25 protein-coding genes and 2 pseudogenes are annotated in these 24751 nt (G+C 67.9%); 10 read left to right on the top strand and 17 right to left on the bottom strand.

What is annotated here, in order from left to right; translation table 11 throughout:
* Positions 1 to 73 precede the first annotated feature (73 nt).
* Together ACRWNM_RS25435 and ACRWNM_RS25430 are read left to right on the top strand one after the other, a co-directional pair.
* Positions 74 to 658, top strand: a complete 585-nt coding sequence (locus ACRWNM_RS25435; protein ID WP_431970600.1) for an HdeD family acid-resistance protein — start codon at positions 74 to 76, stop codon at positions 656 to 658.
* A 417-nt stretch (positions 659 to 1075) separates the two neighbouring features.
* The gene (locus ACRWNM_RS25430) at positions 1076 to 2845 is read left to right on the top strand and encodes a hydroxysqualene dehydroxylase (RefSeq protein ID WP_431970599.1); all 1770 of its coding nucleotides are present in this window, start codon (positions 1076 to 1078) and stop codon (positions 2843 to 2845) included.
* Here the strand turns inward: ACRWNM_RS25430 and ACRWNM_RS25425 are convergent.
* The 3 genes and pseudogenes from ACRWNM_RS25425 to ACRWNM_RS25415 all read right to left on the bottom strand — a co-directional run bounded on the left by ACRWNM_RS25425 (position 2842) and on the right by ACRWNM_RS25415 (position 4339).
* The gene (locus ACRWNM_RS25425; protein ID WP_431970598.1) at positions 2842 to 3669 is read right to left on the bottom strand and encodes an MFS transporter; all 828 of its coding nucleotides are present in this window, start codon (positions 3667 to 3669) and stop codon (positions 2842 to 2844) included. The genes ACRWNM_RS25430 and ACRWNM_RS25425 overlap by 4 nt on opposite strands.
* 116 nt (positions 3670 to 3785) lie before the next feature.
* Positions 3786 to 3998: pseudogene (locus ACRWNM_RS25420) on the bottom strand (MFS transporter); the annotation flags it as partial.
* On the bottom strand, positions 3935 to 4339 hold the full coding sequence (locus ACRWNM_RS25415) for an MFS transporter (RefSeq protein ID WP_431970597.1): 405 nt from the start codon (positions 4337 to 4339) through the stop codon (positions 3935 to 3937). The gene ACRWNM_RS25415 and the pseudogene ACRWNM_RS25420, both read right to left, overlap by 64 nt.
* A gap of 46 nt (positions 4340 to 4385) precedes the next feature.
* Here ACRWNM_RS25415 and ACRWNM_RS25410 point away from each other — a divergent pair, with 46 nt between their 5' ends.
* Positions 4386 to 4796 carry an FCD domain-containing protein gene (locus tag ACRWNM_RS25410; protein ID WP_431970596.1) on the top strand — a complete coding sequence of 137 codons (411 nt, stop codon included), beginning with the start codon at positions 4386 to 4388 and terminating at the stop codon, positions 4794 to 4796.
* A 149-nt stretch (positions 4797 to 4945) separates the two neighbouring features.
* On the opposite strand, the pseudogene ACRWNM_RS25405 reads toward ACRWNM_RS25410, so the two are convergent.
* Positions 4946 to 5287: pseudogene (locus ACRWNM_RS25405) on the bottom strand (protein kinase domain-containing protein); the annotation flags it as partial.
* Positions 5288 to 5509: 222 nt separating this feature from the next.
* On the opposite strand from ACRWNM_RS25405, the gene ACRWNM_RS25400 reads away from it, so the two are divergent.
* Positions 5510 to 6601 carry a 4Fe-4S binding protein gene (locus ACRWNM_RS25400; protein WP_431970634.1) on the top strand — a complete coding sequence of 364 codons (1092 nt, stop codon included), beginning with the start codon at positions 5510 to 5512 and terminating at the stop codon, positions 6599 to 6601.
* A gap of 71 nt (positions 6602 to 6672) precedes the next feature.
* Here the strand turns inward: ACRWNM_RS25400 and ACRWNM_RS25395 are convergent, their stop codons facing one another.
* Positions 6673 to 7332 carry a class I SAM-dependent methyltransferase gene (locus ACRWNM_RS25395; RefSeq protein ID WP_431970595.1) on the bottom strand — a complete coding sequence of 220 codons (660 nt, stop codon included), beginning with the start codon at positions 7330 to 7332 and terminating at the stop codon, positions 6673 to 6675.
* A 131-nt stretch (positions 7333 to 7463) separates the two neighbouring features.
* On the opposite strand from ACRWNM_RS25395, the gene ACRWNM_RS25390 reads away from it, so the two are divergent.
* Entirely contained in the window at positions 7464 to 7829 is a 366-nt protein-coding gene (locus tag ACRWNM_RS25390) for a helix-turn-helix domain-containing protein (RefSeq protein WP_431970594.1), read from the top strand.
* Positions 7830 to 7838: 9 nt separating this feature from the next.
* On the opposite strand, the gene ACRWNM_RS25385 is transcribed toward ACRWNM_RS25390, so the two are convergent.
* Both ACRWNM_RS25385 and ACRWNM_RS25380 read right to left on the bottom strand, forming a co-directional pair.
* Positions 7839 to 8432 carry a ClpP family protease gene (locus tag ACRWNM_RS25385; protein WP_431970593.1) on the bottom strand — a complete coding sequence of 198 codons (594 nt, stop codon included), beginning with the start codon at positions 8430 to 8432 and terminating at the stop codon, positions 7839 to 7841.
* Positions 8429 to 9034, bottom strand: coding sequence for a ClpP family protease (locus ACRWNM_RS25380; protein WP_431970592.1), 606 nt, complete (start codon positions 9032 to 9034; stop codon positions 8429 to 8431). The genes ACRWNM_RS25385 and ACRWNM_RS25380 overlap by 4 nt, the downstream gene beginning before the upstream one ends.
* Before the next feature lie 340 nt (positions 9035 to 9374).
* Between ACRWNM_RS25380 and ACRWNM_RS25375 the strand changes: the two genes are divergently transcribed.
* Both ACRWNM_RS25375 and ACRWNM_RS25370 read left to right on the top strand, forming a co-directional pair.
* Positions 9375 to 10691, top strand: a complete 1317-nt coding sequence (locus tag ACRWNM_RS25375) for a lipase family protein (RefSeq protein ID WP_431970591.1) — start codon at positions 9375 to 9377, stop codon at positions 10689 to 10691.
* Positions 10692 to 11211: 520 nt separating this feature from the next.
* Positions 11212 to 12423 carry an alkane 1-monooxygenase gene (locus tag ACRWNM_RS25370; RefSeq protein WP_431970590.1) on the top strand — a complete coding sequence of 404 codons (1212 nt, stop codon included), beginning with the start codon at positions 11212 to 11214 and terminating at the stop codon, positions 12421 to 12423.
* 1311 nt (positions 12424 to 13734) lie between these two features.
* Here the strand turns inward: ACRWNM_RS25370 and ACRWNM_RS25365 are convergent.
* Positions 13735 to 13995 carry a hypothetical protein gene (locus tag ACRWNM_RS25365; protein ID WP_431970589.1) on the bottom strand — a complete coding sequence of 87 codons (261 nt, stop codon included), beginning with the start codon at positions 13993 to 13995 and terminating at the stop codon, positions 13735 to 13737.
* Between the two features lie 146 nt (positions 13996 to 14141).
* Between ACRWNM_RS25365 and ACRWNM_RS25360 the strand changes: the two genes are divergently transcribed.
* Positions 14142 to 14708 carry a DUF6968 family protein gene (locus ACRWNM_RS25360; RefSeq protein WP_431970588.1) on the top strand — a complete coding sequence of 189 codons (567 nt, stop codon included), beginning with the start codon at positions 14142 to 14144 and terminating at the stop codon, positions 14706 to 14708.
* Between the two features lie 95 nt (positions 14709 to 14803).
* Here the strand turns inward: ACRWNM_RS25360 and ACRWNM_RS25355 are convergent, their stop codons facing one another.
* Positions 14804 to 15295, bottom strand: coding sequence for a MarR family winged helix-turn-helix transcriptional regulator (locus tag ACRWNM_RS25355; protein WP_431970587.1), 492 nt, complete (start codon positions 15293 to 15295; stop codon positions 14804 to 14806).
* Between the two features lie 121 nt (positions 15296 to 15416).
* Between ACRWNM_RS25355 and ACRWNM_RS25350 the strand changes: the two genes are divergently transcribed.
* Both ACRWNM_RS25350 and ACRWNM_RS25345 read left to right on the top strand, forming a co-directional pair.
* Positions 15417 to 16721: a catalase family peroxidase gene (locus ACRWNM_RS25350; protein ID WP_431970586.1), complete on the top strand. Its 1305-nt coding sequence runs from the start codon at positions 15417 to 15419 to the stop codon at positions 16719 to 16721.
* 5 nt (positions 16722 to 16726) lie between these two features.
* Positions 16727 to 17281: a cytochrome b gene (locus ACRWNM_RS25345; RefSeq protein ID WP_431970633.1), complete on the top strand. Its 555-nt coding sequence runs from the start codon at positions 16727 to 16729 to the stop codon at positions 17279 to 17281.
* 58 nt (positions 17282 to 17339) lie between these two features.
* Here ACRWNM_RS25345 and ACRWNM_RS25340 read toward each other — a convergent pair whose 3' ends face one another.
* From ACRWNM_RS25340 to ACRWNM_RS25305, 8 genes are all read right to left on the bottom strand, one after another.
* Entirely contained in the window at positions 17340 to 17735 is a 396-nt protein-coding gene (locus ACRWNM_RS25340) for an antibiotic biosynthesis monooxygenase family protein (protein WP_431970585.1), read from the bottom strand.
* A 119-nt stretch (positions 17736 to 17854) separates the two neighbouring features.
* Entirely contained in the window at positions 17855 to 18832 is a 978-nt protein-coding gene (locus tag ACRWNM_RS25335; protein WP_431970584.1) for a glycine betaine ABC transporter substrate-binding protein, read from the bottom strand.
* Positions 18829 to 19611, bottom strand: a complete 783-nt coding sequence (locus ACRWNM_RS25330; RefSeq protein ID WP_431970583.1) for an ABC transporter permease — start codon at positions 19609 to 19611, stop codon at positions 18829 to 18831. Before ACRWNM_RS25330 ends, ACRWNM_RS25335 begins: the two co-directional genes overlap by 4 nt.
* Positions 19608 to 20792, bottom strand: a complete 1185-nt coding sequence (locus tag ACRWNM_RS25325; RefSeq protein ID WP_431970582.1) for an ABC transporter ATP-binding protein — start codon at positions 20790 to 20792, stop codon at positions 19608 to 19610. Before ACRWNM_RS25325 ends, ACRWNM_RS25330 begins: the two co-directional genes overlap by 4 nt.
* Entirely contained in the window at positions 20785 to 21435 is a 651-nt protein-coding gene (locus ACRWNM_RS25320; RefSeq protein ID WP_431970632.1) for an ABC transporter permease, read from the bottom strand. The genes ACRWNM_RS25325 and ACRWNM_RS25320 overlap by 8 nt, the downstream gene beginning before the upstream one ends.
* A 164-nt stretch (positions 21436 to 21599) precedes the next feature.
* Complete coding sequence (locus tag ACRWNM_RS25315) at positions 21600 to 22691, bottom strand: alpha/beta hydrolase (RefSeq protein ID WP_431970581.1); 1092 nt, start codon at positions 22689 to 22691, stop codon at positions 21600 to 21602.
* A 148-nt stretch (positions 22692 to 22839) separates the two neighbouring features.
* Positions 22840 to 23802 (bottom strand): alpha/beta hydrolase, encoded by a 963-nt coding sequence (locus ACRWNM_RS25310; protein ID WP_431970580.1) that lies wholly within the window; start codon positions 23800 to 23802, stop codon positions 22840 to 22842.
* A 156-nt stretch (positions 23803 to 23958) separates the two neighbouring features.
* Positions 23959 to 24471 (bottom strand): GNAT family N-acetyltransferase, encoded by a 513-nt coding sequence (locus ACRWNM_RS25305; protein ID WP_431970579.1) that lies wholly within the window; start codon positions 24469 to 24471, stop codon positions 23959 to 23961.
* Positions 24472 to 24751 lie beyond the last annotated feature (280 nt).

The raw sequence follows: 24751 nt of genomic DNA, 5'->3' as shown, positions 1-24751 counted from the left end.
CGCGGAGTCGATCCGCGGCGCGCTGTATAGCGAATGACCAGAAAACCTATGCCGCAAGGCATAACATCTGGTCATGACGACAAACAGTGTGGTCGAGGGACCTGCTCAGGCGCTCGTGCGGGCCGCCTGGCAAACCGTTCTGGTCACCGGCGTCCTCTCGGTGATCCTCGGAATAGTGATTCTGGTGTGGCCGGACAAGACCCTGTTGGTCGCTGGCGTCCTCTTCGGTATCTATCTTGTTGTCGCAGGCGTGCTGCAGCTGGTTGCCGCGTTCGGCGCGACCAAGAGCACCGGCATGCGGGTGCTGTACTTCATCAGTGGCGCGTTGTCGATCATCATCGGCATCTTCTGCTTCCGTGACGAGCTCGCCTCGATCCTGCTGCTCGGACTGTGGATCGGTATCGGCTGGCTGTTCCGCGGTGTGGCCATGCTGGTGGCCGCCATCTCCGATCCCGACCTGCCGGGCCGCGGCTGGCAGGGATTCTTCGGTGTGATCACCACGATCGCCGGCATCGTCCTGATCGTCTGGCCGGTCAGCTCGGTGGCCACGCTGACTCTCGTCGCGGGCATCTGGCTGATCGTGCTCGGTGTCATGGAGATCATCACCTCCTTCGGCGTCCGCAAGGACGCGGCGCGGTTCAGCGAGGCGGGCCTCTGATCGCTGCGGCCACCTCTTCTCCGCCCGGTGCGTGCTACGCGCCGGGCGGTGTCGTTTCCGGTCTGTTCGTGCAATACCCCAGGTAGCGCGACATGCTCGCCGATCTCGATGCGCCTCTCGAGCAGCGCCGTCTCCGGGCTCGAGCCGTGTGCCGCCTGACTATTTCGAAGGACTCACCGATAACATAATGGCCTCGACAGGAGTGGAGATATCTGACCCGAAATCCCCATTGACGATGCAGCACTGCCTATATAGCGGGTGTTTTGCCGAAGTCGTGGCCCGCGAAGTTCTCCCGAATCGACTTCTCGTGTAAGGAATGATTGTTAACATAGTCCTCGCGAGGCAAAGGCGCCTGGGCGCGACGTCAGTGTCGAGTCGCGGGCCGATGGTCGGGAGTTCGAATTGCACAGAAGGCAATTGCCGTCGCAGTCGCGGCGAGCGTTCATCAAGTCCGCGGCGTGGGCGGGCGGCGTGGCCGCCGCCATGACATTGGCGCCGGCGCATCCGGTCCGGGCGGTGGCGGGTCGATCGGTCGCGGTGTTCGGCGCGGGGCCCGCGGGCCTGACCGCGGCGCACGAGCTGGCCGAGCGGGGATTCGCGGTCACGGTGTACGAGAAGCTGGCGGACTTCGGCGGCAAGACGCGCAGCATCTACAGCCAGGACGGGCTGCCGGGTGAACACGGTTTCCGAAGCTTCTTCGGCTTCTATCACAACCTGCCGGACACCATGCGGCGCACGCCCTTTCCCGGCAACGCGAACGGCACGCTCGACAATCTGGTGCGGCTCAACGCCGAGATGATCGTCGGGACGAATCGCAAGAACCTGACGATCCCCCTGCCGTTTCCGCTGCCCTTCTCGCAACCTCCCATGACGCCCCAGGCGTTCGTCGACTCGGTCGCCGCGGTCTTCGAGACGCTGTTCCGCCTACCGCTGCACGAGGCGATCTTCGCGGCCGAGCGCCTCGCGGTGTACGTATCCAGTTGCGGTGAACGCAAACTCGGCCAATGGGAGCGCATGACCTGGTGGGATTTCGCGAAGCTGGACAATTCTTCGCCGGAGTACGGCCGTTTCCTCGGCGATGGCTTCATCCGTTCGCTGGTGGCCACCAAATCCGCCAACTGCAGCGCCCATTCCATCGGGTTGGTCGGCGAGGAGTACGTGTGGTCGTTGCTGAATCTCAACAACGACAACGACGGACGCGGTAACGACCGGGTGCTCAACGGACCGACGACGGAGGCCTGGATCAGCCCGTGGGTCGACTACCTGCGCTCGATCGGAGTGACCTTCCGTGCGGGACAGCGGCTTTCGGGGTTCCAGCTGGATGGTTCGCACATCGTCTCGGCGACGGTGACCGACGCGGGCGGCGGCCGTCACGAGGTGGAAGCGGATCACTACATCTCGGCCATTCCCTTGGACAAGGTCCCCGACGTGCTGTCCGACGAGATGATCGCCGCCGACCCAGCATTGGACGCGATCCGTCGGCTGCAGGCGGCGTGGATGGTCGGGTTGCAGTTCTTCCTGACCGAGCGCGTCGATCTGGTCAACGGCCACACCTCCTTCGTCGACGCGCCGTGGAGCATGACCTCGATCAACGAGGCGCAGTTCTGGCGTCGTCCCCTCTCGACCTACGGTGACAGGACCGTGCGCGACGTGTGTTCGGTGATCATCTCGGAGTGGGACGCGCCAGGCACGTTCACCCGCAAGACCGCCAAACAATGCACGCCGGAGGAGATCGCGGCGGAGTCGTGGGCGCAGCTCAAAGCGGGCCTCAACGACGACGGCGTCACGCAGTTGACCGACGACATGCTGCACTCGTGGTTCCTCGACCCCGCCCTCACCGGCGCCGGAACTCCGGACGTGGCCTACGACGACCCGATCTTCATCCAGAACCCCGGCTCCTGGTACGACCGGCCCGACGCGCACACCGCCATCGACAATCTGTTCCTGGCCGGGGATTGGATCAAGACCCAGATGAACGTCGCGTGTATGGAAGCGGCCAACGAGGGCGGCAGACTGGCGGCGAACGCCGTCCTGCACGCCGCCGGCGTCCCCGGATCTCCGGCGAAGGTCTTCCCCAGATACACCATGCCGCTGTGGGAGCCGCTCAAACTGATCGATCGCGAACTGTACAAAGCGGGCCAGCCGAACATGTTCGATGTGATCGACCGGCGATATCCGGTCCGTTAGCGCTCGGCGAGCCCAGTGCCGATCCGGCGCTCGGCGAGCCCAGCGCCGATCCGGGCTCCACCGTCGTTCCTGTTCCCGGTGCGAAGAAACGCCGCGACGAACAGCGCCGCGAGCGCGCTGGCGGCCCCCATCCCGAAGCCGAGGTGGAAGGCCGATTCGGCGGGGGCGGCGCCCGCGGCGGTGCCGATGGTGACGGTCGTGAGCAGCATCGCGAGGACGGCGCTCGAACTCGAGGTGCCGATGGTGCGCATCAGGGTGTTCAGCCCGGTCGCCGCCGCGGTCTCGGATTCCGGTACCGCGTTCATGACCAGGGTGGGCATCGCGCTGTAGGCGAGTCCCACTCCTGCTCCGTTCACTCCGGCGCCGACCGCGAGCTGCCAGACACCGGGAGTCATCAGGGCGGCGGTGGCATAGCCGAAGGCGGTGATGACGAGCCCCGCGAGCAGCGTCGTCTTCGGGCCGTGGCGCGTGGACAGGCGGCTCGCGGCGGGGGAGAGCACCATCATCATGAAACCGGCGGGCGCCAGCGCCAGCCCGGTGACGAACGCCGAACTGCCCAGCCCGTACCCGGTGTTCTCGTCGGCCTGCAACAGTTGCGGCGTCAGCATGTTCTGGGTGAACATCGCGAAGCCCGCGAGCACGGCGGCGATATTGGTGAGCAACACCTGCCTGTGCAGCGATGTCGCGAGGTCCACCACGGGATTCGAGACCCGGGTCTCGTACCAGAGCCACAGCGCGGCCGAAATCGGGCACGCGACAAGGGGAACGACCACCGCGGGGTCCAGCCCCAGGAATTCCCTTTCGTGATCGGCACCAGCAGGCACAGCAGCACGACGCCGAGACCGAGTGCGCCGAGGTAGTCGAATCGACCCACTGCGCGCGCGTTCGACTCCGGGACGAAGGCCCGCACCAGCGCCGTGGCGAGCAGGCCGACCGCCGCCGCGCACCAGAACAGCAGATGCCAGTCGAACCGATCCGCCACGAACGCCGACACCGGCAGCGCGACCGAGGCGCCCGCACCGAGGGTCGCGCTGATCAGGGCGATGGCGGTGGGTACCCGGGCCGGGCGCAGTTCGTCGCGCAGAATGCTCAGGCCGAGCGGAACCGCGCTGAGCGCCGTGCCTTGCAGTACGCGCCCCCGAGCTCCGTCCACAGATTGCTCGACAGCGCGCACACCGCGGATCCGAGGGTGAGAATCATCAAGCAGGCGAGCAGCACTCGGCGTTTGCCGTACATGTCACCGAGTCGTCCGCTGATCGGCGTCACCACGGCAGCGGTCAGCAGCGTCGCGGTGATCACCCACGAGGCGCTGTCGGCGCCGACGCCGAGCATGTCGGGCAGGTGGGCCGCGAGCGGAAGCACGATCGTCTGCATCAAGGCGGCCAGGATTCCCGCGAACGCGAGAACGGTGACCATGACGCGGCTGCGGTACGCGCGCGCCGCGGGACGGTCCAGCCAGGGCACGTGCGCGATTCGCGTCTCGGTCTGCGTCACCCTGGCCTCCATCTTTCGCTGCTCGGCCGTGCGGCGGGGGCGAAACGTGGCCAGCCGCTCCGCCAAGTCGATCTCGATCGCGCAGCTCGATCATCTGGCCGCCGTGGTCGCTACGCACGAGCAAGCCGTCGCGGAGGGCGCGGGCGCCGAGCGTGTCGTCGCGCTGGGACACGAGTTCCACCGGACGGTGAACCTCGCGGCCGACTCGCATCGTCTCGCGATACTGCTCGGCGCCGTCGTCAAGCAACTGCCCGACCGGTTCTACAACGAGATCGAGGGCCGCGGCGAGCAGGCGCTGCGCGATCACCCCGCGATTCTCGAGGCCCTGCGGAAGCGCCGCCCCAAGGTGGCGAGCACGGTGATGCGCGATCACATCATGTCGGGCGCCGACGAACTGGTCGCGATGCTGGAGAAGCAGGGCTTGTGGTCCGAGGAGGAGCGCAAGTCCACCGCGTGAGATCGCCCTGTGCAGGCGGATGTTCGCGGCGATCAGCCCGTCGCGGCCTTCCAGCACATAGGCATTGGTCGATCGGAGGCCGAAGAGGGGCAGCGGAAGCGGCACGCGGTAGATCGATCAAGGTGTGATCCACCGCGTACAGCCTAGTGCCTGATCCGCTGTTCCAGCGAGCCGCGGGGGTGATACGGCATGACGAGATAGGGGTGTCCGGAGCCGGTGGTGCCGACCTGGAAGACGTCGACGATGTGCGGGTGGCCGGACAACCGGCCCATGGCCTGCTGCTCACGAATGAACCGTTGCATGCCTTCCACATCGAGATCCGAGGTCAGCACCTTCACGGCAACGGTGCGGTCCAGGTCGGGTTGCATGCACCGATAGACGACGCCGAAGCCCCCACGCCCGATCTCCTCCGCTTGCTCGAACCCTTCGGCGTTCAGGTCCACGTCGATGCCGGAGGACGGACTGCGCTGTGTCGGCAGTATGTCGGCCATTGTCGGCCTCGATTCTGGGCGAGCTCTCGGGGTGACCCTGCGGTCGAATCGTGCCCCACGAGGATAACCCCGATCGACGGCTCGGCAACGGTTCCGCAACTCACCGTGACCGCCGTGAGCAGGGGAGCGGCGCCGCGGGCCGATGAATTTCGACGCTCAGCGGGGTCTATCTTCTCGAGGCCGTCTCGGCCGCACGATGGGTAGGAGGGCCCGATGTCGACAATGGACCAGGAATCAACGGGGCGACTGGCCGATCACCCGACCGTCAAGCGGGTCGCCGAGCGTGCACGCACGACGCCCGACCCGGTGCTGAACACCGCTCGGCTGCGCGAGATCTGCCTGGCCGCCGGCGCCGACGACGTGGGCTTCGTCCCCGTCGACGACCCCAGGGTCGCCGAGGAATTCGACCACGCGCGCGGAATCCTGCCCGCGGCAAGGACATTCGTATCGTTCTGCGTGCGGATGAACCGCGACAATCTGCGCAGTCCGCAGCGCAGCCTGGCGAACACCGAATTCAACCACGCCGACGACGAGACCAACGAGGTCTCGCGTCGCATCACCAGGGCGCTCCAGGACGCGGGCTACCGCGCCGTCTACCCCGCGCCGGGATATCCGATGGAGGTCGACCGGTTTCCCGGCCGCATCTGGGTCATCGCGCACAAGGTGGTCGCGCAGGCAGCGGGGTTGGGCGTGATGGGCATCCACCGCAACGTGATTCACCCGAAGTTCGGCAACTTCATCCTGCTCGGCACGGTGGTCACCGACGCGGTGGTCGACGAGCCCAGCGTCACACTGGAGTTCAATCCGTGCCTCGAGTGCAAGCTGTGCGTGTCCGCGTGCCCGGTCGGCGCCATCACCACCGACGGAGGCTTCGACTTCCAGGCCTGCTACACGCACAACTATCGAGAGTTCATGGGCGGCTTCACCGATTGGGCCGAGACCGTCGCGGACAGCGCCGACCGCGACGAGTACCGCGCGCGAGTGACCACGGGCGAGTCCTTCTCGATGTGGCAGAGCCTGTCGTTCAAGCCCAACTACAAGGCCGGCTACTGCATGGCCGTCTGTCCCGCGGGCGAGGATGTGATCGGCGGGTTCCTCGACGACCGGAAGGGGCATCTCGAGGAGGTCGTGCGTCCGTTGCAGACCAAATCGGAACCCGTCTACGTGCTGCCGGGGTCCGCCGCGGAGGAGCACGTCACGCGCCGGTTCCCGAACAAGATCCCGAAGCCGGTCACCAACGGCTTCCCGGACGAGGTCAACACGCTGCTCGATCAGATCGGCCCGCGCCCGCGTCCGCGGCCCGCGTCGGACTGATCGCGGTACGTCCGCGACCCGGGTCGGCGAATCCGTCCGCGCGGGCAGTACGACCCGCGCGGACGCGACGCTCAGACGCGCCGGATGCGCGCCAGCCAGGCGGCCACGTCGACCAGACCCTCGGCGGGCAGGTCGAGACGCGCCACCTCCTCGGCCACCACTTCGGTGATCCGGCCGCGATAGGTGGTGGGGACGAGATCCTCGAGCTCCCAGCCCTCACCCGCGAACGACTCACGGATGAGCGAATCGCTGATGCGCGGGCCGAAACCCGGCTCGGTGTCGGAGAGCGCGAGGACGTGCACGAGACCGTCCGGTTTGCATATCCGGTGCAGTCCGCGGACATAGGCGGCTCGCGCCTCCGGTTCGGTGCCGAAGACGTGGAAAAGCGCACTGTCGACGACGGTGTCGAAGACGCCGAGCCGGTCGTCGTCCGCGTCGGCGAGCGTGAGCATGTCGACCACTTCGAACCGGGCGCCGGAAACGCCCTTGTCCGCGGCGTTGTGCCGGGCGTAGGCGACCGCGCTCGGCGACAGGTCGACGCCGAGCACGTCGTAGCCCAGTTTCGTCAACGCGATCGTGTGCTCGCCCGCGCCGGTGCCGGGATCGAGCACCCTGCCGCGAATCCAACCGTCCCGTTCCAGGGCGACGATCGCAGGTTGCGGTTCGCCGATCACCCACGGGGCGGTGTCGTTGTCGTAGACGGTGTTCCAGAATTCCGGAGCCTGAGTCATGCTCCCAGCCTTCATCCTCAACCAGGGTTCAGGTCAAGCGCCACGGCCCGGTGGCGGCGGCACCGCCGAGCACGTACGCCCACAGCGTAATGACTAGCCGCGCACCGCGGGGCGAAACGTACGCTTCGTCCATGACCGAGCATCCGAGACTGCACTCGATCCCCGGTGGACGCGACGACCGACCCCGGCGCAAGGAGCCCACCGCTCCGGAACCGCTGTGGCGCGAGGCGCTCGGCGAACGATTGCGCGCGCTGCGGCAGGAACAGCGCGAGACGCTGGTGGAGACGGCCGGACGCGCGGGTATCTCGCCGCAGTACCTGTCGGAGGTGGAGCGCGGTCGCAAGGAGCCGTCGAGCGAGATGATCGCGGCGTTGGCGGGTGCGCTCGGCACCACCCTCGTCGGGTTGACCGAGCAGGTCGCCGAGGAACTGCGCGCGCGGCGCACCCCGATGCGGCACTCCCAGGCCGCACCGACCCTGCTGCTCCGCGCGGCCTGAGCCCGTCGCTCAGCTTCGCGGTTGCAGCACGGTATCGACGAGTCCGTAGTCGATCGCGGCCTGCGCGGTGAAGACCCGGTCCCGATCGGTGTCGTGACGCAGCCGCTCCACCGTCTGTCCGGTGTGCCGGGAGAGGATCGCCTCGATCTCGGCACGCATCCGGACCAGCTCGTCGGCCTGCAGGATCAGATCCGGAATCGCGCCCTGCCCGCGGGCGGCGGGCTGGTGCAGCACCACTCTCGCGTGCGGGAGCATCGCGCGTCGACCCGGCGCGCCGCCCGCGAGCAGCACCGCGCCCACGGCGATGGCCTGGCCGACACAGGTGGTGTGCACGGGCGCGCCGATGTGCTGGATGGTGTCGTAGATCGCGAGCATGGAGGTCAGGTCGCCGCCCTCGCAGTTGATGTAGAACTGGATCTCTTGCTCGGGACTCTCCGATTCCAGGTGCAGCAGCTGCGCGATGAGCGCGTTGGCGACGCCGGAGTCGATCGGCGTGCCCAGGTAGACGATGCGCTCGGCGAGCAGGTGTGAGTAGATGTCGGTGATGCGCTCGCCGCCGCGCGGATGCTGGGCGATGACGTTGGGGATGGTGTAGGTGGTCATGCCGAGATCCCGATTCGCTGGCGTTGGGGGACAACCTGTCCGAAGTTGTCGACGATGTGGTCGATGAATCCGTACTCCTTGGCCTGTGCCGCGGTGAACCAGCGGTCGTGCAGGGAGTCCTCGTAGATCCGGTCGTAGGGCTGGCCGGTGTCGGCGGCGATCAGGCCGAGCACCGTTTCCACGGTGTGGCGCAGGTCGTCGGCCTGGACCTCCACGTCGACGGCCGTGCCGCCGATCCCCGCCGAGCCCTGGTGCATCAGGATCCTGGCGTGCGGCAGGGCGTAGCGCTTGCCGGGGCTGCCCGAGGACAGCAGGAATTGCCCTGCGCTGCACGCCAAACCGAGCGCCAAGGTGGAGACCTCGCACGGCACGAGCCGCATCACGTCGCGGATCGCGAGCATCGCGGGGACCGAGCCGCCCGGCGAGTGGATCCACAGCGAGATGCCCGCGTCGTCGTTCTCGGCGGCGAGGGTCAGCAACTGCGTAGCAAGCAGGGTGCCGTTGTCGTCGTCGAGCGGTCCGTCGAGCACCAGGATGCGGCGGCCGAGCAGTTGCTCTCTGGCGCGCCAGCTGAACAGGGGGGTCTTGTCGTCGTGAGCCATGCCTTCACCGTGCCTCAGCGCGGCGGTGAAACCGGGCCGTCGCTGCCCTCGGCAGATCTGCTCACAGCAGCGCGCGACGTGCGGATCGGGCGCTCCGGTGATCGGCGGGACAGGCCGCACGTTTATTGCCGCGAAGCATGGGAATTCGGGCGGGCGATGAAACAGGCGGTCTGGCTGGACTTGTCGAAACCGTGACGTGGATATCGGCGTTTCGAACTGCCTTTCGACAGTTACATGGAAATAGGATGCGCATTGTTCCTGTCTGACGACCGCGATACCGATAATCTCGGTATCCGATTCTAGATGTCGAGGCTCTTCCCCATCGAAGGAAGGACAGATCGTGAGGAGTCGACTACTCAGCTGGGCCGCAGTTTTGACGGGAACCCTCACCGTGGTTGGCGGCGGGGCGATTTCCGCACCGCAGGCGTGGACGGATCCGGTGGCGGAAGCCGTCGCCGATTTCTACATTCCGCCCGCTCCGCTGCCGGGTGGCGCCCCGGGCAACATCCTTCGCGCCGAACCGACACAAGTGGCTCTGTCTGCCCCGGGGCAGCCCGGAGTCATCCCGGCGCGCGCGACGCGCCTGATGTACCTGAGCAGCGACGCGCAGGACGGGATGACCGCGGTGGTGGGAACGTACCTGGATCCCATCGTGCCGTGGACCGGTCCCGGTGAGCGGCCGCTGGTCGCGTACGCGGGCGGCACGAAGGGGCAGGGCGATCAGTGCGCGCCCTCGAAGCTGCTCTCGCAGGTCGTCCAGTTCGAGCCGCCTGCCGATGTGATCTTCGAATACGACCTGGTCGCGATCTTCACGCTGCTGGCCCGCGGCATGCCGGTGATGGTGACCGACTATCACGGCCTCGGCACGCCCGCGATGCACGACTACCTCAACCGCAAGGCGCAAGCCCACGCGGTGTTGGACTCCGCGCGCGCCGCGCAGCAGTTGCCCGGCAACGGGCTCGGGCCGAACGCCCCTGTCATCCTCTACGGATACTCGCAGGGCGGCATGGCCTCCGGCGGTGCGGCCGAACTCCATTCGAGCTACGCCCCCGACGTGAACGTGCGCGGCGCCTACGTCGGCGGACCGGTGGTCGACGACCAGTACTTCATCGGGTACAACGACGGGCGCGCCGACATCGCCCCCACCTACGCCTGGATTCTCAACGGCATGGCGGCGAACTACCCGAGTGTCGGCCCGGTGCTCGACGCCGAGCTCAACGACACCGGCAAGGCGATCCTGAACGAAGCGGCGGGCAAGTGCGCCGTACCGATGGGGCTGGCGCAGCAGAACCAGCACACGTCCCAGTGGACCGCGAGCGGGCTGCCGCTCACCGCCGTGATCGATCAGTCCCCGACGCTGAAAGCGGTGTTCGACGAGCAGCGCGTCGGTGGGCTCACCCCGGATATGCCCGTGCTGATCTCCTCGGCGCCGAACGACGAGGGCGCGCCGTTCGCGCCGATTCACGGCGTGGCGGCGAGCTGGTGCAGTCGTGGCGTGCCGGTTCAGCTGGACGCGAATGCTCAGATTCCCAGCATGTCCGGACTCGTCGGCACCCACGTGATGGCGTTCTTCCCGGCGCTGGCCGCTTCGCAGCAGTGGCTGACGGATCGGCTTGCCGGTGTTCCCGCTCCGACCAACTGCGGTGGGCTGCCGTGATCGCGGATCCGCGGCGCGGTTGTTCGTCTCTGTGATGTGGTGATTGTCTGATGCACGATGCCCGGCGGCGGGTCGGCCTCTGAGCCGACCCGCGCCGATGGCCGAGCCCGGTCGCGAAGTTCGGGTCACCTGGTGGTACGAAACGGGACCTCGCGCCTTCGGAGCCGGCGAAGTCCCAGCACTCCCGCGCATTCATTCTGGCCGGTGACGGCGAACCCGGCATTGCGCGTGCGGATTCGGGGGCATCCCGCTCGGTGGCGTCGACGGCCACTGCCGAGTGTCACTACTCGACGGTGTAAAGCACCGAGAATCCATCCGCCGCACCCAACTCCCCGAATCATCGGGCCGACCGCTCCGGGTCGGCGAGCATGGCGGCGAAGCGGCCCGGTCAGGGGACGATTTTTCCGGAACTCTGGATTGCTGCGAGGAAACCGCTATTCTGGAACGACAACTCAGTGCACCGTTTTCGGCGGCCACACTTCTGAATTGGGTGTTGTTCTGTTGAATCAGCGGGACGGCTATGACGGTCTTCAAAAACACGCAAGCGCGTGACCCCAAGCGGTATCTCTGGATTTTCGGTCTGATAGCACCGGGTTGCGCACTCCTTCCCTCACAACTGGTGGCCCACACCGGCCTGGAACTGTTTTGGTGGATCGGTCCGATCATCGTGTTCGTGGCCATCCCACTGCTCGACTGGGCGGTGGGTGACGACGGAAGCAATCCACGCGACGAGGACTACGAGGCATTGTCCAACGATCGCTATTATCGTTGGTGCACTTACCTTTTCCTGCCGATGCAGTTCATCGGTCTGCTGATCGCAGGCTATCTGTGGTCCAGAACGGAACTGAGCCTCGCGGACAAGCTCGGGCTCGCCGTGACGCTCGGCGTCGTGTCCGGTATCGGTATCAACGCCGCGCACGAGCTGGGCCATCGCGTCGAGCGCATGGAGCGGTGGTTCGCGAAAATCGCTCTGGCGCAGTCGGGTTACGGACACTTCTTCGTCGAGCACAACCGCGGCCACCACGTGCGGGTCGCCACGCCGGAAGACCCGGCCAGCGCGAGGTTCGGCGAGTCGCTGTGGGAGTTCCTGCCGCGCAGCATGTTCGGCGGGTTCCGCTCGGCGATCGCCCTGGAACGAGAACGCCTGTCCCGCAGGGGAAAGGGCTTCTTCAGCCCGGAAAACCACCTGCTGCAGGCGTGGTCGATGAGCATCGCGCTGTTCGGCACGATGATCCTCGTCTTCGGGCCGATGGTGATCCCGTTCCTGGCGCTGCAAGCGTTGATCGGCGCCGGACTGCTGGAGACGGTGAACTACGTCGAGCACTACGGCCTGCTGCGCGCGCGCCGCCCCAACGGCAACTACGTGCGGTGCACGCCGCGTGACAGCTGGAACAGCGACCGTCTGGTTACCAATATCTTCCTGTTCCATCTCCAGCGGCACAGCGACCATCACGCGAACCCCGGCCGCCGCTACCAGACCTTGCGCAGCTCGATGCAGGCGCCGCAGCTGCCCGCGGGCTACGCCTCCATGGTCGTGCTGGCCGCGGTGCCGCCGCTGTGGCGCGCGGTCATGGACCACCGAGTGCTCGACCATTACGGCGGCAACCTCATGCTCGTCAACCGGAAGCCCCGCTTCAAGCGCAATCCCTTCTCGAATGCCGGGTCTACGCCACCTGTCGATCGAACACCGGTGCGGACGCCGGAGGGAGCCGGTGAGGCGGGATCACATTGACCACCGCCTTGCCGTGCGACCGGCGCGACAACAACGCCCGCGCCCCCTCGCCGACCTGGTCCCAATCCCGCACCAGGCGATGCCCGGATCGAGGCTCCGGCCGCAACCCGGTCGGCGAGCCAGATCGATCCGGGCCGATGTCGGTGCACGACAGCAGGAAGGCGTCGCGATCGTTCGGCCGTGGCGACCCTGAACACCGAAGCACGCACTGGACAGGGATGTCTCGTCCTGCCCGGCTGCGTGGCCGATGGCGTTCCGCCCTCGGCCAGAACGCGGTAGGCCGCCCCTGCCGAGCGGGTCGCCGGTGATGGCGATGACGTGCGCGCCGCCCAAGCGCGAGCTGAATCGCATTGCGGCCGACGCAACCGGTCGCCCCGGGGGGGTCTTCGAGCGCACCTTCTTCCACCCTTTCATCGGAACGAAAGACGTCGCGATGGCGCCAGTGCACAACGTGGCGGTGCTTCTTGCCGATCGCTGAGAGGGCAGGCTCGGAAGGCCTCGTCCGCCCCAGTGCCCGCCGTCCCGCTCCGTGCCAGGCAGGTCGCCGGTAGTGGCGCGATGACGTGCGCGCCGCCCATGCGCTCGAGCTGGATCGCATAGCGGCCGACGCCGGGTCGCACCGGTACGCGACGACCCAATATCGCGCCGATCCGGTGTCGTGCCCGTAGGCGCTCCTGCGACCGGGAGCGTGCTCACCGCGCGGGGTCAGCACCGGTCTGGACGACCGCGAGCAGTCCGGTGTCGACTGCCGCAACTTCGCCTGCGCCTCGGCATCGGACCCTGCGTGACCACAGAAGTGCCCACCGCAGGACCGCAGCCATCGGCAGCCGCTCACTCGACGATCCTGGCCGTGTCCAATCCCAGCGCCGCCCCCCGGGAGCGTTCGCGATTCAGGGACCGGCGAACCGAATCCACTTGCGGCCGAAGGAGTTCGGTGGGAAGTCTGTTGTCTGCCAACACATTAGGTCTGGCCGCGGCCAGGAGGTGGGGCTACGCGACCGCCCACAGCCGGGAGCGAGTCACCCGCCAGATAAACGTAGCTCGGCTTCGAGTCCAATCAGCCTGCTGTGGCAGTGTTCTCGCGGCCTAGCCAGGTTGGGCTCGTCGGCTTGGACCGGCGCTGAGGCCGCATTTCGTGCGAGCCAGTCGAAGCAGGACCTGCCGATCGGCACCGAGCTGAGCGGGCCGAGGCAGGAATCGGCGGGAGAGAAATGGTCGTTCCGGACTACTGGGGACCACCATTCGACTACCGTCGAATCCATTTTCCTATCGACCGTAGTCGAATGGTGGTCCGGGGGTCGGGGGTGAAAATCAGAGAAGGCGAGGGGAATTAGTGGGCCGGCGTGGGGTGCGGCCGATGGAGGGCACCAGCACGATCATGCCGAAGCACACCGCCGCGAAGGAGCCGAGGGCCGCGGATAGCGACCCGGTCAGGATCGCTACTCCGCAGCCCAGAGCCATCGCGATGAGGCCGCCGAGCATGGCGGTACCGCGCTCGATGCCGACGATCTGTTCAGGTCGATCGTTCATCGGAGTCATGCCGATGGTGTTACCCGTCGCGTGCGTGATCAAAACGTGACTGGCGCATCCTCGTTCGGCATCGAAGTGTCGGGTCGCCGTTAGGCGCACTGGTGGCCGGGTATCGCGTGGACACGTCGCTACAGCGCGGAAAGGTGAGACCGGTCCGGCGGATCGGCCGGAAGGCGGGAGGTGTACCGGTGATCGATCGCCTGGGTGAGGTGATTGCGAAACGGATGGTCGCGGACGGGAATCGGTCGGTCCTCATCGAAGTCGGCAGACCGCGGCCCGCGGCGGGCGCGGGTGGTGACGTGTGCGGTTTCCGCATCGAGGGATGGGGCGAGTCCAGGGCGACCGGGGTGGATGCGTTGGCGGCGTTGTATCGCGCCTTGGTGGAGATCGGTACGCAGCTGACTCGGGCGAACGAGGCGGGCGCGCAGTTCACCGTCGCAGGCCCCGCCGAGCTCGGTTTCCCGGCGCCGCCGACCCGCGAGGACATCTCCCACGACCCCGGAATGGAGTACGCGCTGGGCGATCTGCTCGCTATCCGCACGGTGACCGCCGCCAACGGCCCGCACACCGTCACGATCGGCCGCCCCGTCTGCTCGTCCGACAGCCAGTTCTACGTGTGCCCCTTTCGTATCGACGGCAGCCGCCACGCCGTCGCCTCCGGCCTCGACGAAATCCAGGCGTTGCTCACCGCGATCCGCATGATCGGCGCCTGGCTCGAGTTACCCGGCGACTGGCCGGTCAGCCGATTGTCGTAGAGCGTCCTTTTGCAGTGCTTCGAGCACCGGGAAACGACGACGGCGCAATGGATTCGGGGAACACCGGCCGGTCACGGCGACGTCGGCGGGATACGTCATGACGAAGGACCCGGCGGCGGTGTGACCTCACCCTCCGCCGGATCGGCGTGCACTCCGGCGAGGTCGCGAAGCACCACGAGAGCGGCTTCATGCCCGTCGGGGTGCAGGGCGGAGAACAGAATCCGTTGCACTTCATCAGCTTTCGGGAGGAGCTGCGCGTACTCCCGGCGGCCGGTGCGCGTCAAGGCGATCCGCCGTTCGCGCTTGTCCGCGGGGTTGACGGAGCGTTCGACGAGTTTCTTCCTTTCGAGCGCGCTCGCGGACTGCGTCATCGTCGAGGCGTCCGTACGGATGCGGACGGAGATCTCGTGCTGGGTCAGCGGGCCCTCCACGTAGACGGCGTTGAGAATGGCGAACTGCGTTGGCGTGATCGAATCCCCGACGGTGGCGTGCCAGATGGCGTTGTGTCGTTGGTAGAGCAGGCGAATCAGATGGCCGGGTGTATTCGCGAAGACGTGAGGGACCGGCTTCGGGACGGGGGATTCCATCCACCGATTACATCACGGCAGGTGTCGGCGACAGGGCCCGATCCATCACCGTCACCGACCGATTCCCGCGAAATCCATACGTGTACGTACTATCTTCCGCTATTGCTCCAGCATGCTAAAGATGCTGTTGCGCAACATATTTGAACGGAACATCGACACGGAAGAGGCGGTCGAGACCACCTTTGATGTTGTCGCCGCTGACCGCACTGGTGTACGGTTCGGAACCATACGAATGTGGCGTAGTATCACCGGGAAATGCAATGAATTCGCCACCGTGGGGATTCGTCTGGAATTGTCGGATTTCAAATATGGGGGTATGCGAATGGCCGAGCGAAATTCACACAAAAGCACGACCGGGCCGAATATCGGCCCTATTCCGCTGAATCGCCGCACACTGCTCGGCGGCGCCGCCGTCGCCGCGCTCGGAGCCGCGGGAATCGGTGGGTTCTTGTTCGCCGAGGACAGAATCGGACCGTGGCGACTGACCGCGCGCGGCATCGTCGACCGGCTCCAGGACACCGCGGGCGGCTCGTTCCCCGGCTGGCGCCGCAACCACGCCAAAGGAGTGGCCGTGGCCGGATACTTCGACAGCAACGGCAACGGTGCCGAACTGTCGAAGGCGTCGGCGTTCCGATCCGGACGCTACCGGCTGGCCGGACGCTTCTCCCTCGCCGGGGGCAACCCGCACGTGCCCGATACGCCGACCGCGCCCCGCGGACTCGGGCTGCAGCTTTTCCTGCCGGATGGAGAGCAGTGGCGGATGGCGATGCTCAACATCCCCGTCTTCCTGGACGCCACCGCGCAGGACTTCTACGACCGCACCCTGGCCTTCGCTGTGGACCCGGCCACCGGCAAACCCGATCCCGCGGTGATGAAGGACTACATCGCGTCGCACCCGAAGACCGCCGCGGCGCTGGCCGTCATCGGGCAGGGCGCTCCCGCGCCGACCTTCGCGACCTCGACCTTCTTCTCGCTCAACGCGTTCCGATTCACCGACGGTGACGGTCGCACCGTGCCGGTGCGCTGGCGCCTCGAGCCGGAAAACCCGCCGCCCGCGACCGGACCGGCGAACGGCGACAACGCCCTCTTCGACGGCCTCGTCACCGACCTGCGGGCGACGCCGCTGCGGTGGCGGCTCATGGTCGTCGTCGGCGAGGCCGGCGTCGATCCCACCGACGACGCCACCAGGATGTGGCCGAACGATCGCCGCACCGTGCACGTCGGCACGGTCGTGCTGGACCGGATCGAGACCGAATCGGCGGACAACGTGCGCGACGTGAACTTCGATCCGCTGGTGCTGCCCAACGGAATCGAAGCCTCCGACGATCCGCTGCTGCAAGCCCGCTCGGCCGTCTACGGCGAGTCCTTCCGCCGCCGCGCCGGCGAAACGAAGCCCGTGGGCGCCGTCGTGGTGAAGGAGGCGTGACGACCATGTCCATCGGTGAACTCGACACCGGCGCAACCCGATTCGGCCTCCCAGGGCGGATCCTGCACTGGACGATGGCCGTCCTGATCATCACGATGATCGGTATCGGCGCGGCCATGGTGGGCTACCTCGGACACTATGGCACCCTGTTGACCTGGCACAAAACCCTCGGGGTCGCGATACTGGCGCTCGCCGTCGTGCGCATCGCCTACCGGATCCGGCACCGGCCGCCGCCGCAGATCGAAACGATGGCCCGCCCCGAGCGGCTCGTTGCCGCCGGATCCGAAATCCTCATGTACGCGCTGTTTCTCCTCCAGCCGATCGTCGGTTGGGCTGTGGTATCGGCGTCCGGCATCCCGATCCACATCCTCGGCGGCTTCCGGATTCCCGCGATCGCACCCACCGATCCGGAGCTGTACGCGGCGCTGCGCACCGTGCACGGCCTGCTCGCCTACGCCCTGCTGCTCGCCCTCACCGCACACGTCTGCGCGGTGATCTTCCACGCGGCGGTCCTCCGCGACAACCTGCTCCACCGCATGACTTTCCCGCTACGCCGCTAGCGGTCCTCCCGCACCTCCGGCCGGACCCGTACGGCTCCTGGGCGTCTCCGACCCGCGCTCAGAACTCGGCGACCACCTGAAACAGCGCGGGGTTGGCGGCGGCGAAGTCGGGGGAGGCGGACAGGCGCTGCTGGAACCGGGGGTCGTCGCCCGCTGCGCGCCAGGCCTCGGCGCTGTCCCAGTGCGCGATGTTGACCAGTTGGAAGCGAGTGTCCGGGTTCACCGCGCGGTGCAGCCGGTTGTCCCGGAAGCCGGGCGCCTGGCTCATCAGCTCCGCGCGGCCGAGCCAGTGCGGCAGGAATTCGTCGATCCGTCTGCGGTGCATCCGTGCATCCCGGAAACCGGGGGCGGTGTGGATCAGCCCGACGCGCTCCCGCCAGCGCGCGACAGACTCGTCGATCCGGTCCTCGGGCAGTTCCCACGCGTCGATCAAAGTGATTCCGTCATCGGTCACCGCACCATCGTGAAACCTCAACCACACTACAGGTCAAGGTCATTCACGCTACCTAGTGCACGGTCCTCGCGCTTCGCAGCCGCCACACCCGGTGCGAGGCGTGCGCGAACCCGTCGCGGTCATTCGGCGGTGACGAAACCTTGGGCGACCATCCAGTCGCGGGCGACTTCGGCGGGCTCGCGGCCGTCCACGTCGACCTGGCGGTTCAGGTCGGTGATCACCTCGTTGGTGAGCAGCGCGGAGATCGGAGCCATGATCTCGGCGATCCGCGGGTGCGCTTCGTGGAAGTCGGCGCGCAGCACGAGTGCCGCGTTGTACTTCGGGAAGAACGCTAGATCGTCTTGCAGCAGAACGAGATTCAGCGCCGGTATGCGTCCGTCGGTGGCGGCGACCGAGCCGAAGCGGCACTGGCCCGCGTCGGCGGTGGCCTGGTAGACGAGGGGGTCCTGCATGATCCGCTTGCGCACCGTGCCGACGTCGATGCCGTACTTCCGGGCCAGGCCCGGGTAGCCGTCCTGGCGGACGTTGAATTCGGTGCCGACGCAGGTGGCCGCGGCGGCCGGGTCGGTCGCGACGAGCCTGGCATAGTCCGACAGCGTCCGGACGCCGGTCTCCTCAGCGGTGCGGCTGCTGGTCACCAAGGCGTAGGTGTTGTTCATCGGCGCCATCGCCGTCCACACCATCCCGTGCGCGGCGCGGTCGGCGTCGCGCACCGCCTCGAATTGGCCGACCTCGCTCGGCACCGGGGTTTCGTTGCCGAGGTAGTTGATCCAGCCGGTGCCGGTGTAGTCGTAGGCGACGTCGATCTGGCCGTGCAGCTGCGCGTCGCGCAGGCTGTTGGAACCCTGGATGTTGGTCAGGTCGCGAACGTTCGCGCCCGCCGCGGTCATGGCGAATTCGATGAGGTAACCGAGGATGTTCTGTTCGGTGAAGTCCTTGGAGCCCACCGTGATCGTGACGCCGTCGAGTTCGGCCGACGGCTGGATGCTGCCCGGCCCCACGCGCAGCGGCACGGCGCCGCCCGACTCCAGACCGCAGCCGCCCAGCACCAGCAGCGCCGCCGCCACCAGCGCCCACAGCCGTCCGCCGCGCCTCATGCCAAACCCCTCGGTCCGAGGAAGCGTTCGGCCAGCGCGCCGAGCCAGTCGACGAGCAGCGCCAACGCCACGGCCAGCACGGCGCCGACCACCAGGGTGACGTTGTCGCGCAGCTTGTATCCGGTGTCGATGAGAATCCCCAACCCGCCCGCGCTCACCAGGAACGACAGCGTCACAGTGCCGACGGCCAGCACCAGCGAGGTGCGCAGTCCCGCGAGAATGTAGGGCACCGCCAGCGGAAACTCGATGCGCCGCAACACCGTCGCCGCCGACATGCCCTGGCCGCGGCCCGCGTCCATTAACGTCCGATCCACCTGCTGATACCCGAGAATGGTGTTGCGCAGCACCGGAAGCAGTGTGTAGAAGGCGATCGGAGCGACGCCGATCCAGAAACCGGTGGTGCGGGTCGCCAGATAGCACAGCACGATGAGTCCGATGGCCGGCGCGGCCGCGCCGATGTTGGCGATGCCGACGAAAACCGGTGCGAGACGGCGATATCCGGGCCTGGTGAGCAGGGTGCCGAGCGGCACCGCCACCGCGACGACGATCAGCACCACCGTCGCGGTGAGCAGCACGTGCTGCCAGGTGACGGTGGCGATAGTGCTCGCGTTGATGCTCGCGCGCTGGGTGGCGGTGAGGTCGCGGCGGAATGCCCACACCAGGACGCCGACGGTCAGCACCAGGACCAGCGCGGGCTGGACGAGCAACCGCAGCCGCTCGGCTCGGTGCGCGGCGACCGGTGCGGACGCGGCGCTGGGTGCGACGACGGCGGCGGTCACGACGTGGCCTCGGCGGCGGGTTGCTCGCCGCCGTGGCGAGCCCGCGTCGCGGACAGGTGCCCGACCAGCGTGTCGATGGTGATCAGTCCCGCGAATTCGCCGCGCGCGTCGGTGACCACCGCGGTCGCGGTCTGCTCGGCGAGCAGGGCCTCCAGCGCGTCCTGCAGCGTCGATCGCAGCGACAGCGCCTGACCGATCGGGCTGCCGACCTCACGCAGCGTCCCGGCGTTCGTCAGCTGCTCGGCCGACACCCACCGCAGCGGGCGCCGCCGCGCGTCCAGGATCAGCGCCCACAGCGATTCCCGGCCCGCCAGTGCCGCGCGCAAGGTCTCCGCCGGTTCGTCCTGCCCCGCGGTCGGGCAGTCGCCGAGTTCCACATCGCCGACCCTGGTCAGCGTCAACTGCTTGAGCGAGGCGTCGGCGCCGACGAATCCGGCCACGGTGTCGTCGGCGGGGTCGGCGAGGATCGCGGCCGGGGTGTCGTACTGGAGGATTCTGGACCGGTCGCCGAGCACGGCGATCCGGTCACCGAGTTTCACCGCCTCGGCGAAATCGTGCGTGACGAAGACGATGGTCTTGCCGAGTTCCGCCTGCAACCGCAGCAATTCGTCCTGCAACAGGCCGCGGGTGATCGGATCGACTGCGCCGAACGGTTCGTCCATCAGCAGCACGGGCGGGTCGGCGGCCAGTGCGCGCGCCACCCCGACGCGCTGCTGTTGTCCGCCGGAGAGCTGACGCGGGTAGCGGCCGCGGAAGGTGTCCGGGTCGAGGCCGACGAGGTCGAGCATCGCGTCGACCCGCGCGGCGATCCGCGCGCGGTCCCAGCCGAGCAACCCGGGCACGGTCGCGATGTTCTTGGCCACCGTCATGTGCGGGAAGAGGCCGGCCTGCTGGATCGAGTACCCGATGCCGCGGCGCAGCTGATCGGGATTCATCGCCGCGGCGTCGCGGCCGCCGATGGTGATGGTGCCCGAGGTCGGTTCGATCAGCCGGTTGATCATGCGCATGGTCGTGGTCTTGCCGCAGCCCGACGGCCCGACGAGCACGACGATCTCGCCCGCGGGGATGGTCAGCGACACCTCGTCCACGGCCGGATCATGTTGTCCCGGATACCGTTTGGTGACGGCGTCGAGCACGATGTCGACGCCGGACACCGCGGCGCCGGTCTCGATGTCAGTCACGAATCCCCCTCGAGGTGGTCAGTCGCCCCACGAGGACGAACAGGCCGTCCAGTAGCAGAGCGAGCACGATGATCAGCACCGTGCCGGTCAACGCCTGCGGCACGGCGTTGGGGCTGCCGAGCCGGGACAGCCCGGAGAAGATCAGATTGCCGAGCCCAGGCCCTTTGGCGTAGGCGGCGAGCGCGAGGATGCCCATGATCATCTGGGTGCTGACCCGCATCCCGGTCAGGATCGCGGGCCAGGCCAGCGGCAGTTCGACGGCGGCGAGCACCCGCATCCGGTTCATGCCGACACCGCGGGCGGCGTCGACCACCGACGGATCGACCGCGGCCAGCCCGACGATGGTGTTACGCAGGATGGGCAGCAGGGCGTAGAGCACGAGCGCCGTGACGGTCGGCCCGACACCGAGTCCGAGGATCGGGATCAGCAGACCGAGCAGCGCGAACGAGGGCACCGTGAGGATCGCGCTCGCCGCGGCCGTGGCCGCCGCCGAACCGAACGGGCTGCGGTAGACGAGCACGCCGACGACCACCGCGATCAGCGCGGCGACCAGCAGCGACTGGATCACCGCCGAGACATGCAAATACGAGTCGACGAGCAGCTGGTGCCGTCGGGTCACCACGAACGTCCACAGTGTGTCCAGGGCCGAACCTCCCGTACCACGTTGCGCCGGAGTCTATCTCGCACCTTAACTCGCCGCAGCGAGTCGGCGGGACCGAAACGCGCTGTGGTGGATGCGAACTGCGTGGTTCACGCGAACTGCCGTCCGGCGCGGCAGGCTCGGACGGTACGCCGGTGGTCCAGGGTTCAGAAACCGGATGGGCGAGTGGCGATCGGGTTTCGTCCGCCGTCCGGATCCGGGTCGGCCGAGGAGCCGGGCGCCGCCAATGCGTCGGCGAGCATCGCGGCGATCTCGCCGACCGCGGGACCGAAGGCGAGCGCGTTGTTGACGAAGCCGTGCATGTAACCGTCGAATCGCCGCGCCGTCACGGGCACGCCGTCGGCGCGCAGGCGGGTCGCGTAGGCTTCGCCCTCGTCGCGCAGGGGGTCGAAGCCCGCGGTGATCACGACGGCGCGGGGGAGCCCGGCGGTGGTCTCGGCGTAGAGCGGCGACACGTCCGGTCGGGTGCGGTCGAGGTCGGGTGGTAGGAAGCAGCGGTCGAAGAAGTCGATGTCGGTGCGGGTGAGGGCGAATCCCTCGGCGAACGTCGTGCGGGACTGAGCTTTCCCGGTCAGATCCGTGGGTGGGTAGATCAGCAGCTGGAGCAGGGGCGCGGGGCCGCCCTCGTGGCGCATCCTCTGGCACAGCACCGCCGCCAGATGCCCGCCCGCGCTGTCACCTCCCACCGCGACACGTTCGGCCGTGACACCGAATTCGCCTGCGCGAGCGGCGATATCACAGAAGGCCGCCACCGCGTCGTCGACGGCTGCTGGATAAGGGTGCTCGGGTGCGAGCCGATAGTCGACCGCGACCATCCGGATCCGCGCGGTGTGCGCCACGGTCCGGCAGAACGCGTCGTGGGTGTCGAGATCGCCGATGACCCAGCCGCCACCGTGGAAATAGACCAGCAGCGTATCGGCCGCGCCGGGGTCGTACAGCCGCGCCCGCAGCGGTCCGGTGGCGCCCGCGACGGTGATGTCCTCGACGCGCACGGGTGCGCGCCGCCCCGCGCCGATCGCCGCCATCCGCCGCGCCTGGTGACGCAGCCGCACCGGATCCGGCGCCGACTTCGGCAGCGCCCGGGTGATGCGCAGGAGCAACTGGGCATCGAGGTCGAGCTCGTTGCCGTCGCGGTACACCGCGGGACCGGCGAGCGCGCGTTTGACGCGCGGTGGCAACCGGAGCAGTCCGCGGACTGCCGCCGCGGCCGTCCGCGCGGTGGCTGGCACGGAGGGCATCGGGGGGATGGGATCGACCGGCACGGGAACACCTCTCTTGTGCGGTTCAGGCTCGGAGCACGTCACGACGCAGCACCGATGCTGCCACCTGGGTCCTGGAATGCGGCCGATCGGGCGTGATTCGCAGGCCACGCGAACACGTCGACTGTCATCGTGTGTGCTCGGTGACGAATTGGGTGATGGCGTCGTGCATCTGGGTCAGGCCTGGCTCTTCGAGCGGATAGTGCCCGGCATTGTCGAGCACAACCGTGGTGACCGGGACCTTGGTGATCGCCCTGGTGACCGGCTCGCTGAGTTCGAGCGGGGTCCAGTGATCTTCGGCCGGTTGGGTGTGCAGGACGGGGCAGACGTCGAAGTCGGCGGGTTCGAGATCGGGGGCGTAGGAGCCGAATTCGCTGAAGAATTTCGCCGAGACCCAGCTGCCCGCCGAGGTCTTGTCGCGCAGAAAGACTTTCATGGCATCCGGGTTGTTGCACAGTGCGCTCATCTTCGACGCCAGTGACATCGGATAGCGCACACCGCGCAGCGGGGTGCGTGCCAGCAGTTCGAACACCGCGGTACCGAAGGTGGCGTGGAAGGCGTCGTGGGAGACCGCGCGCCAGACCTTCCTGTCGCGCGGGTCGAGGAAGGTCGTGCCGATGATGCCGCGCAGCGTGCCGCGCGGTGCGTGCGCCGCGACGTGGTAGGTCAGCATGCCGCCGGCGCTGAGCCCGTAGAGCACGATCGGCCGGTCGTCGCGGGTGTTTTCGTAGGCGAGGAAATCGGTGGTGAGCTGGATCCAGTCGCGGTAGCCGGGCGCGGCGCCGTCGGCGACCTGGGTCAGGCCGTAGCCGAGGTTGTCCAGGGCGACGGTCTCGAAGCCGCGCTGGGCCAGCGTCGCCCCGGCAACGAGGCTCATCTGCCTGCCGTTGGTGCCGACCCCGTGGTGCAGCACGATCTTGGCGGGAGCGTCGGGCAGGGGATACCTGTCCAGGTGCACGTGATTGCCCCGCCAGTTCCAGTACTCCTCGGCGGGCGCGGTCTCGTCGGTCAGCCGCAGGCGCTCGGGCAGGAACCGCTGCAGGTCCCGCCACGCCTGCTGATCGCGATACCACCGAGGACGCTCGCTCACGGCCAACTCCTCTCGCTCCAGCTATGCTCCGGTTAACCGTCGAGGTGGAGTGTATTCCAGCGGGGGCGGCAGGCCCGCGATGGGAAGCCTTCTCCTCGGCGGGACGGCCCGCGGCTCTCCGGCGCCAGGGACGGTACGCCGCCCCTCGGTGGCGAGCTAGGAACGATCGAAATCGGCAGGCTCCCAGGTGTATTCGTACTCCGGAAGTTCGAAGCCCGCGTCGAATCGCCCGATCCGCGCGTCGGTGCGCCGCCCGCCGCGCCGCTCGTAGAAGGCGATGGCCGCGGCGTTGTCGCGCAGCACCTCCAGATACACCGGACGGCCGGGAAATTCGCTCGCCGCCCACCCGAGGCCGCGCTCGAACAGGCGGCTGCCGATCCCGCGCCCGAGGTTGCCGGGCCGGGCGTGCAGATTGTCCAGCAGCACCCGGCCGTCGTCCGTCGGTACGAGGTAGACGAAGCCCAGCAGTGTCGCGGCGTCCTCCGCCACGAACAGTCCTGGCGTGACCGCGGTGGTCAGCCGCTTTCCCCACAACGCTGACCGGTCGGCGTCGAGCGGCCCGGCGAGATAGTCGTCCGGCATCATGCCCGCGTAGGCCGTGCGCCAGCTCGCGGTGTGCAGCGCCGCGATCGCCTGCGCGTCCGCCGCGCCGCCGGTCCGAATCAGCATGGCGCCAGCATCATCGACGGCACGGTGTTTGTCACGTCGATATCCGCCGCACGCCCGAGCAACATCGGCCGGGAGTGGCGCCTCGCGACAGTCGGCCGAGGCACGTGGCCGAAAGCGGCATTGCTCGACGGCGGCACGGTGACTGTCGAAGGAGGCGGCCCGGTCGACCGCGATGCGGTGGCGGACGCGGTCGAGCGGGCCGGCTTCCGGCTCACCGACTGATCGGCGTCGCGAACGCCGTGGTGGCCGACATCGATCGCGCGGGTACCCGCACCACCGT

Source organism: Nocardia sp. bgisy134 (assembly GCF_965341865.1).
Taxonomy (GTDB): domain Bacteria; phylum Actinomycetota; class Actinomycetes; order Mycobacteriales; family Mycobacteriaceae; genus Nocardia.
Note: the sequence above shows the minus strand (reverse complement) of the source record. Positions and strands in the feature narration are given on the sequence as shown.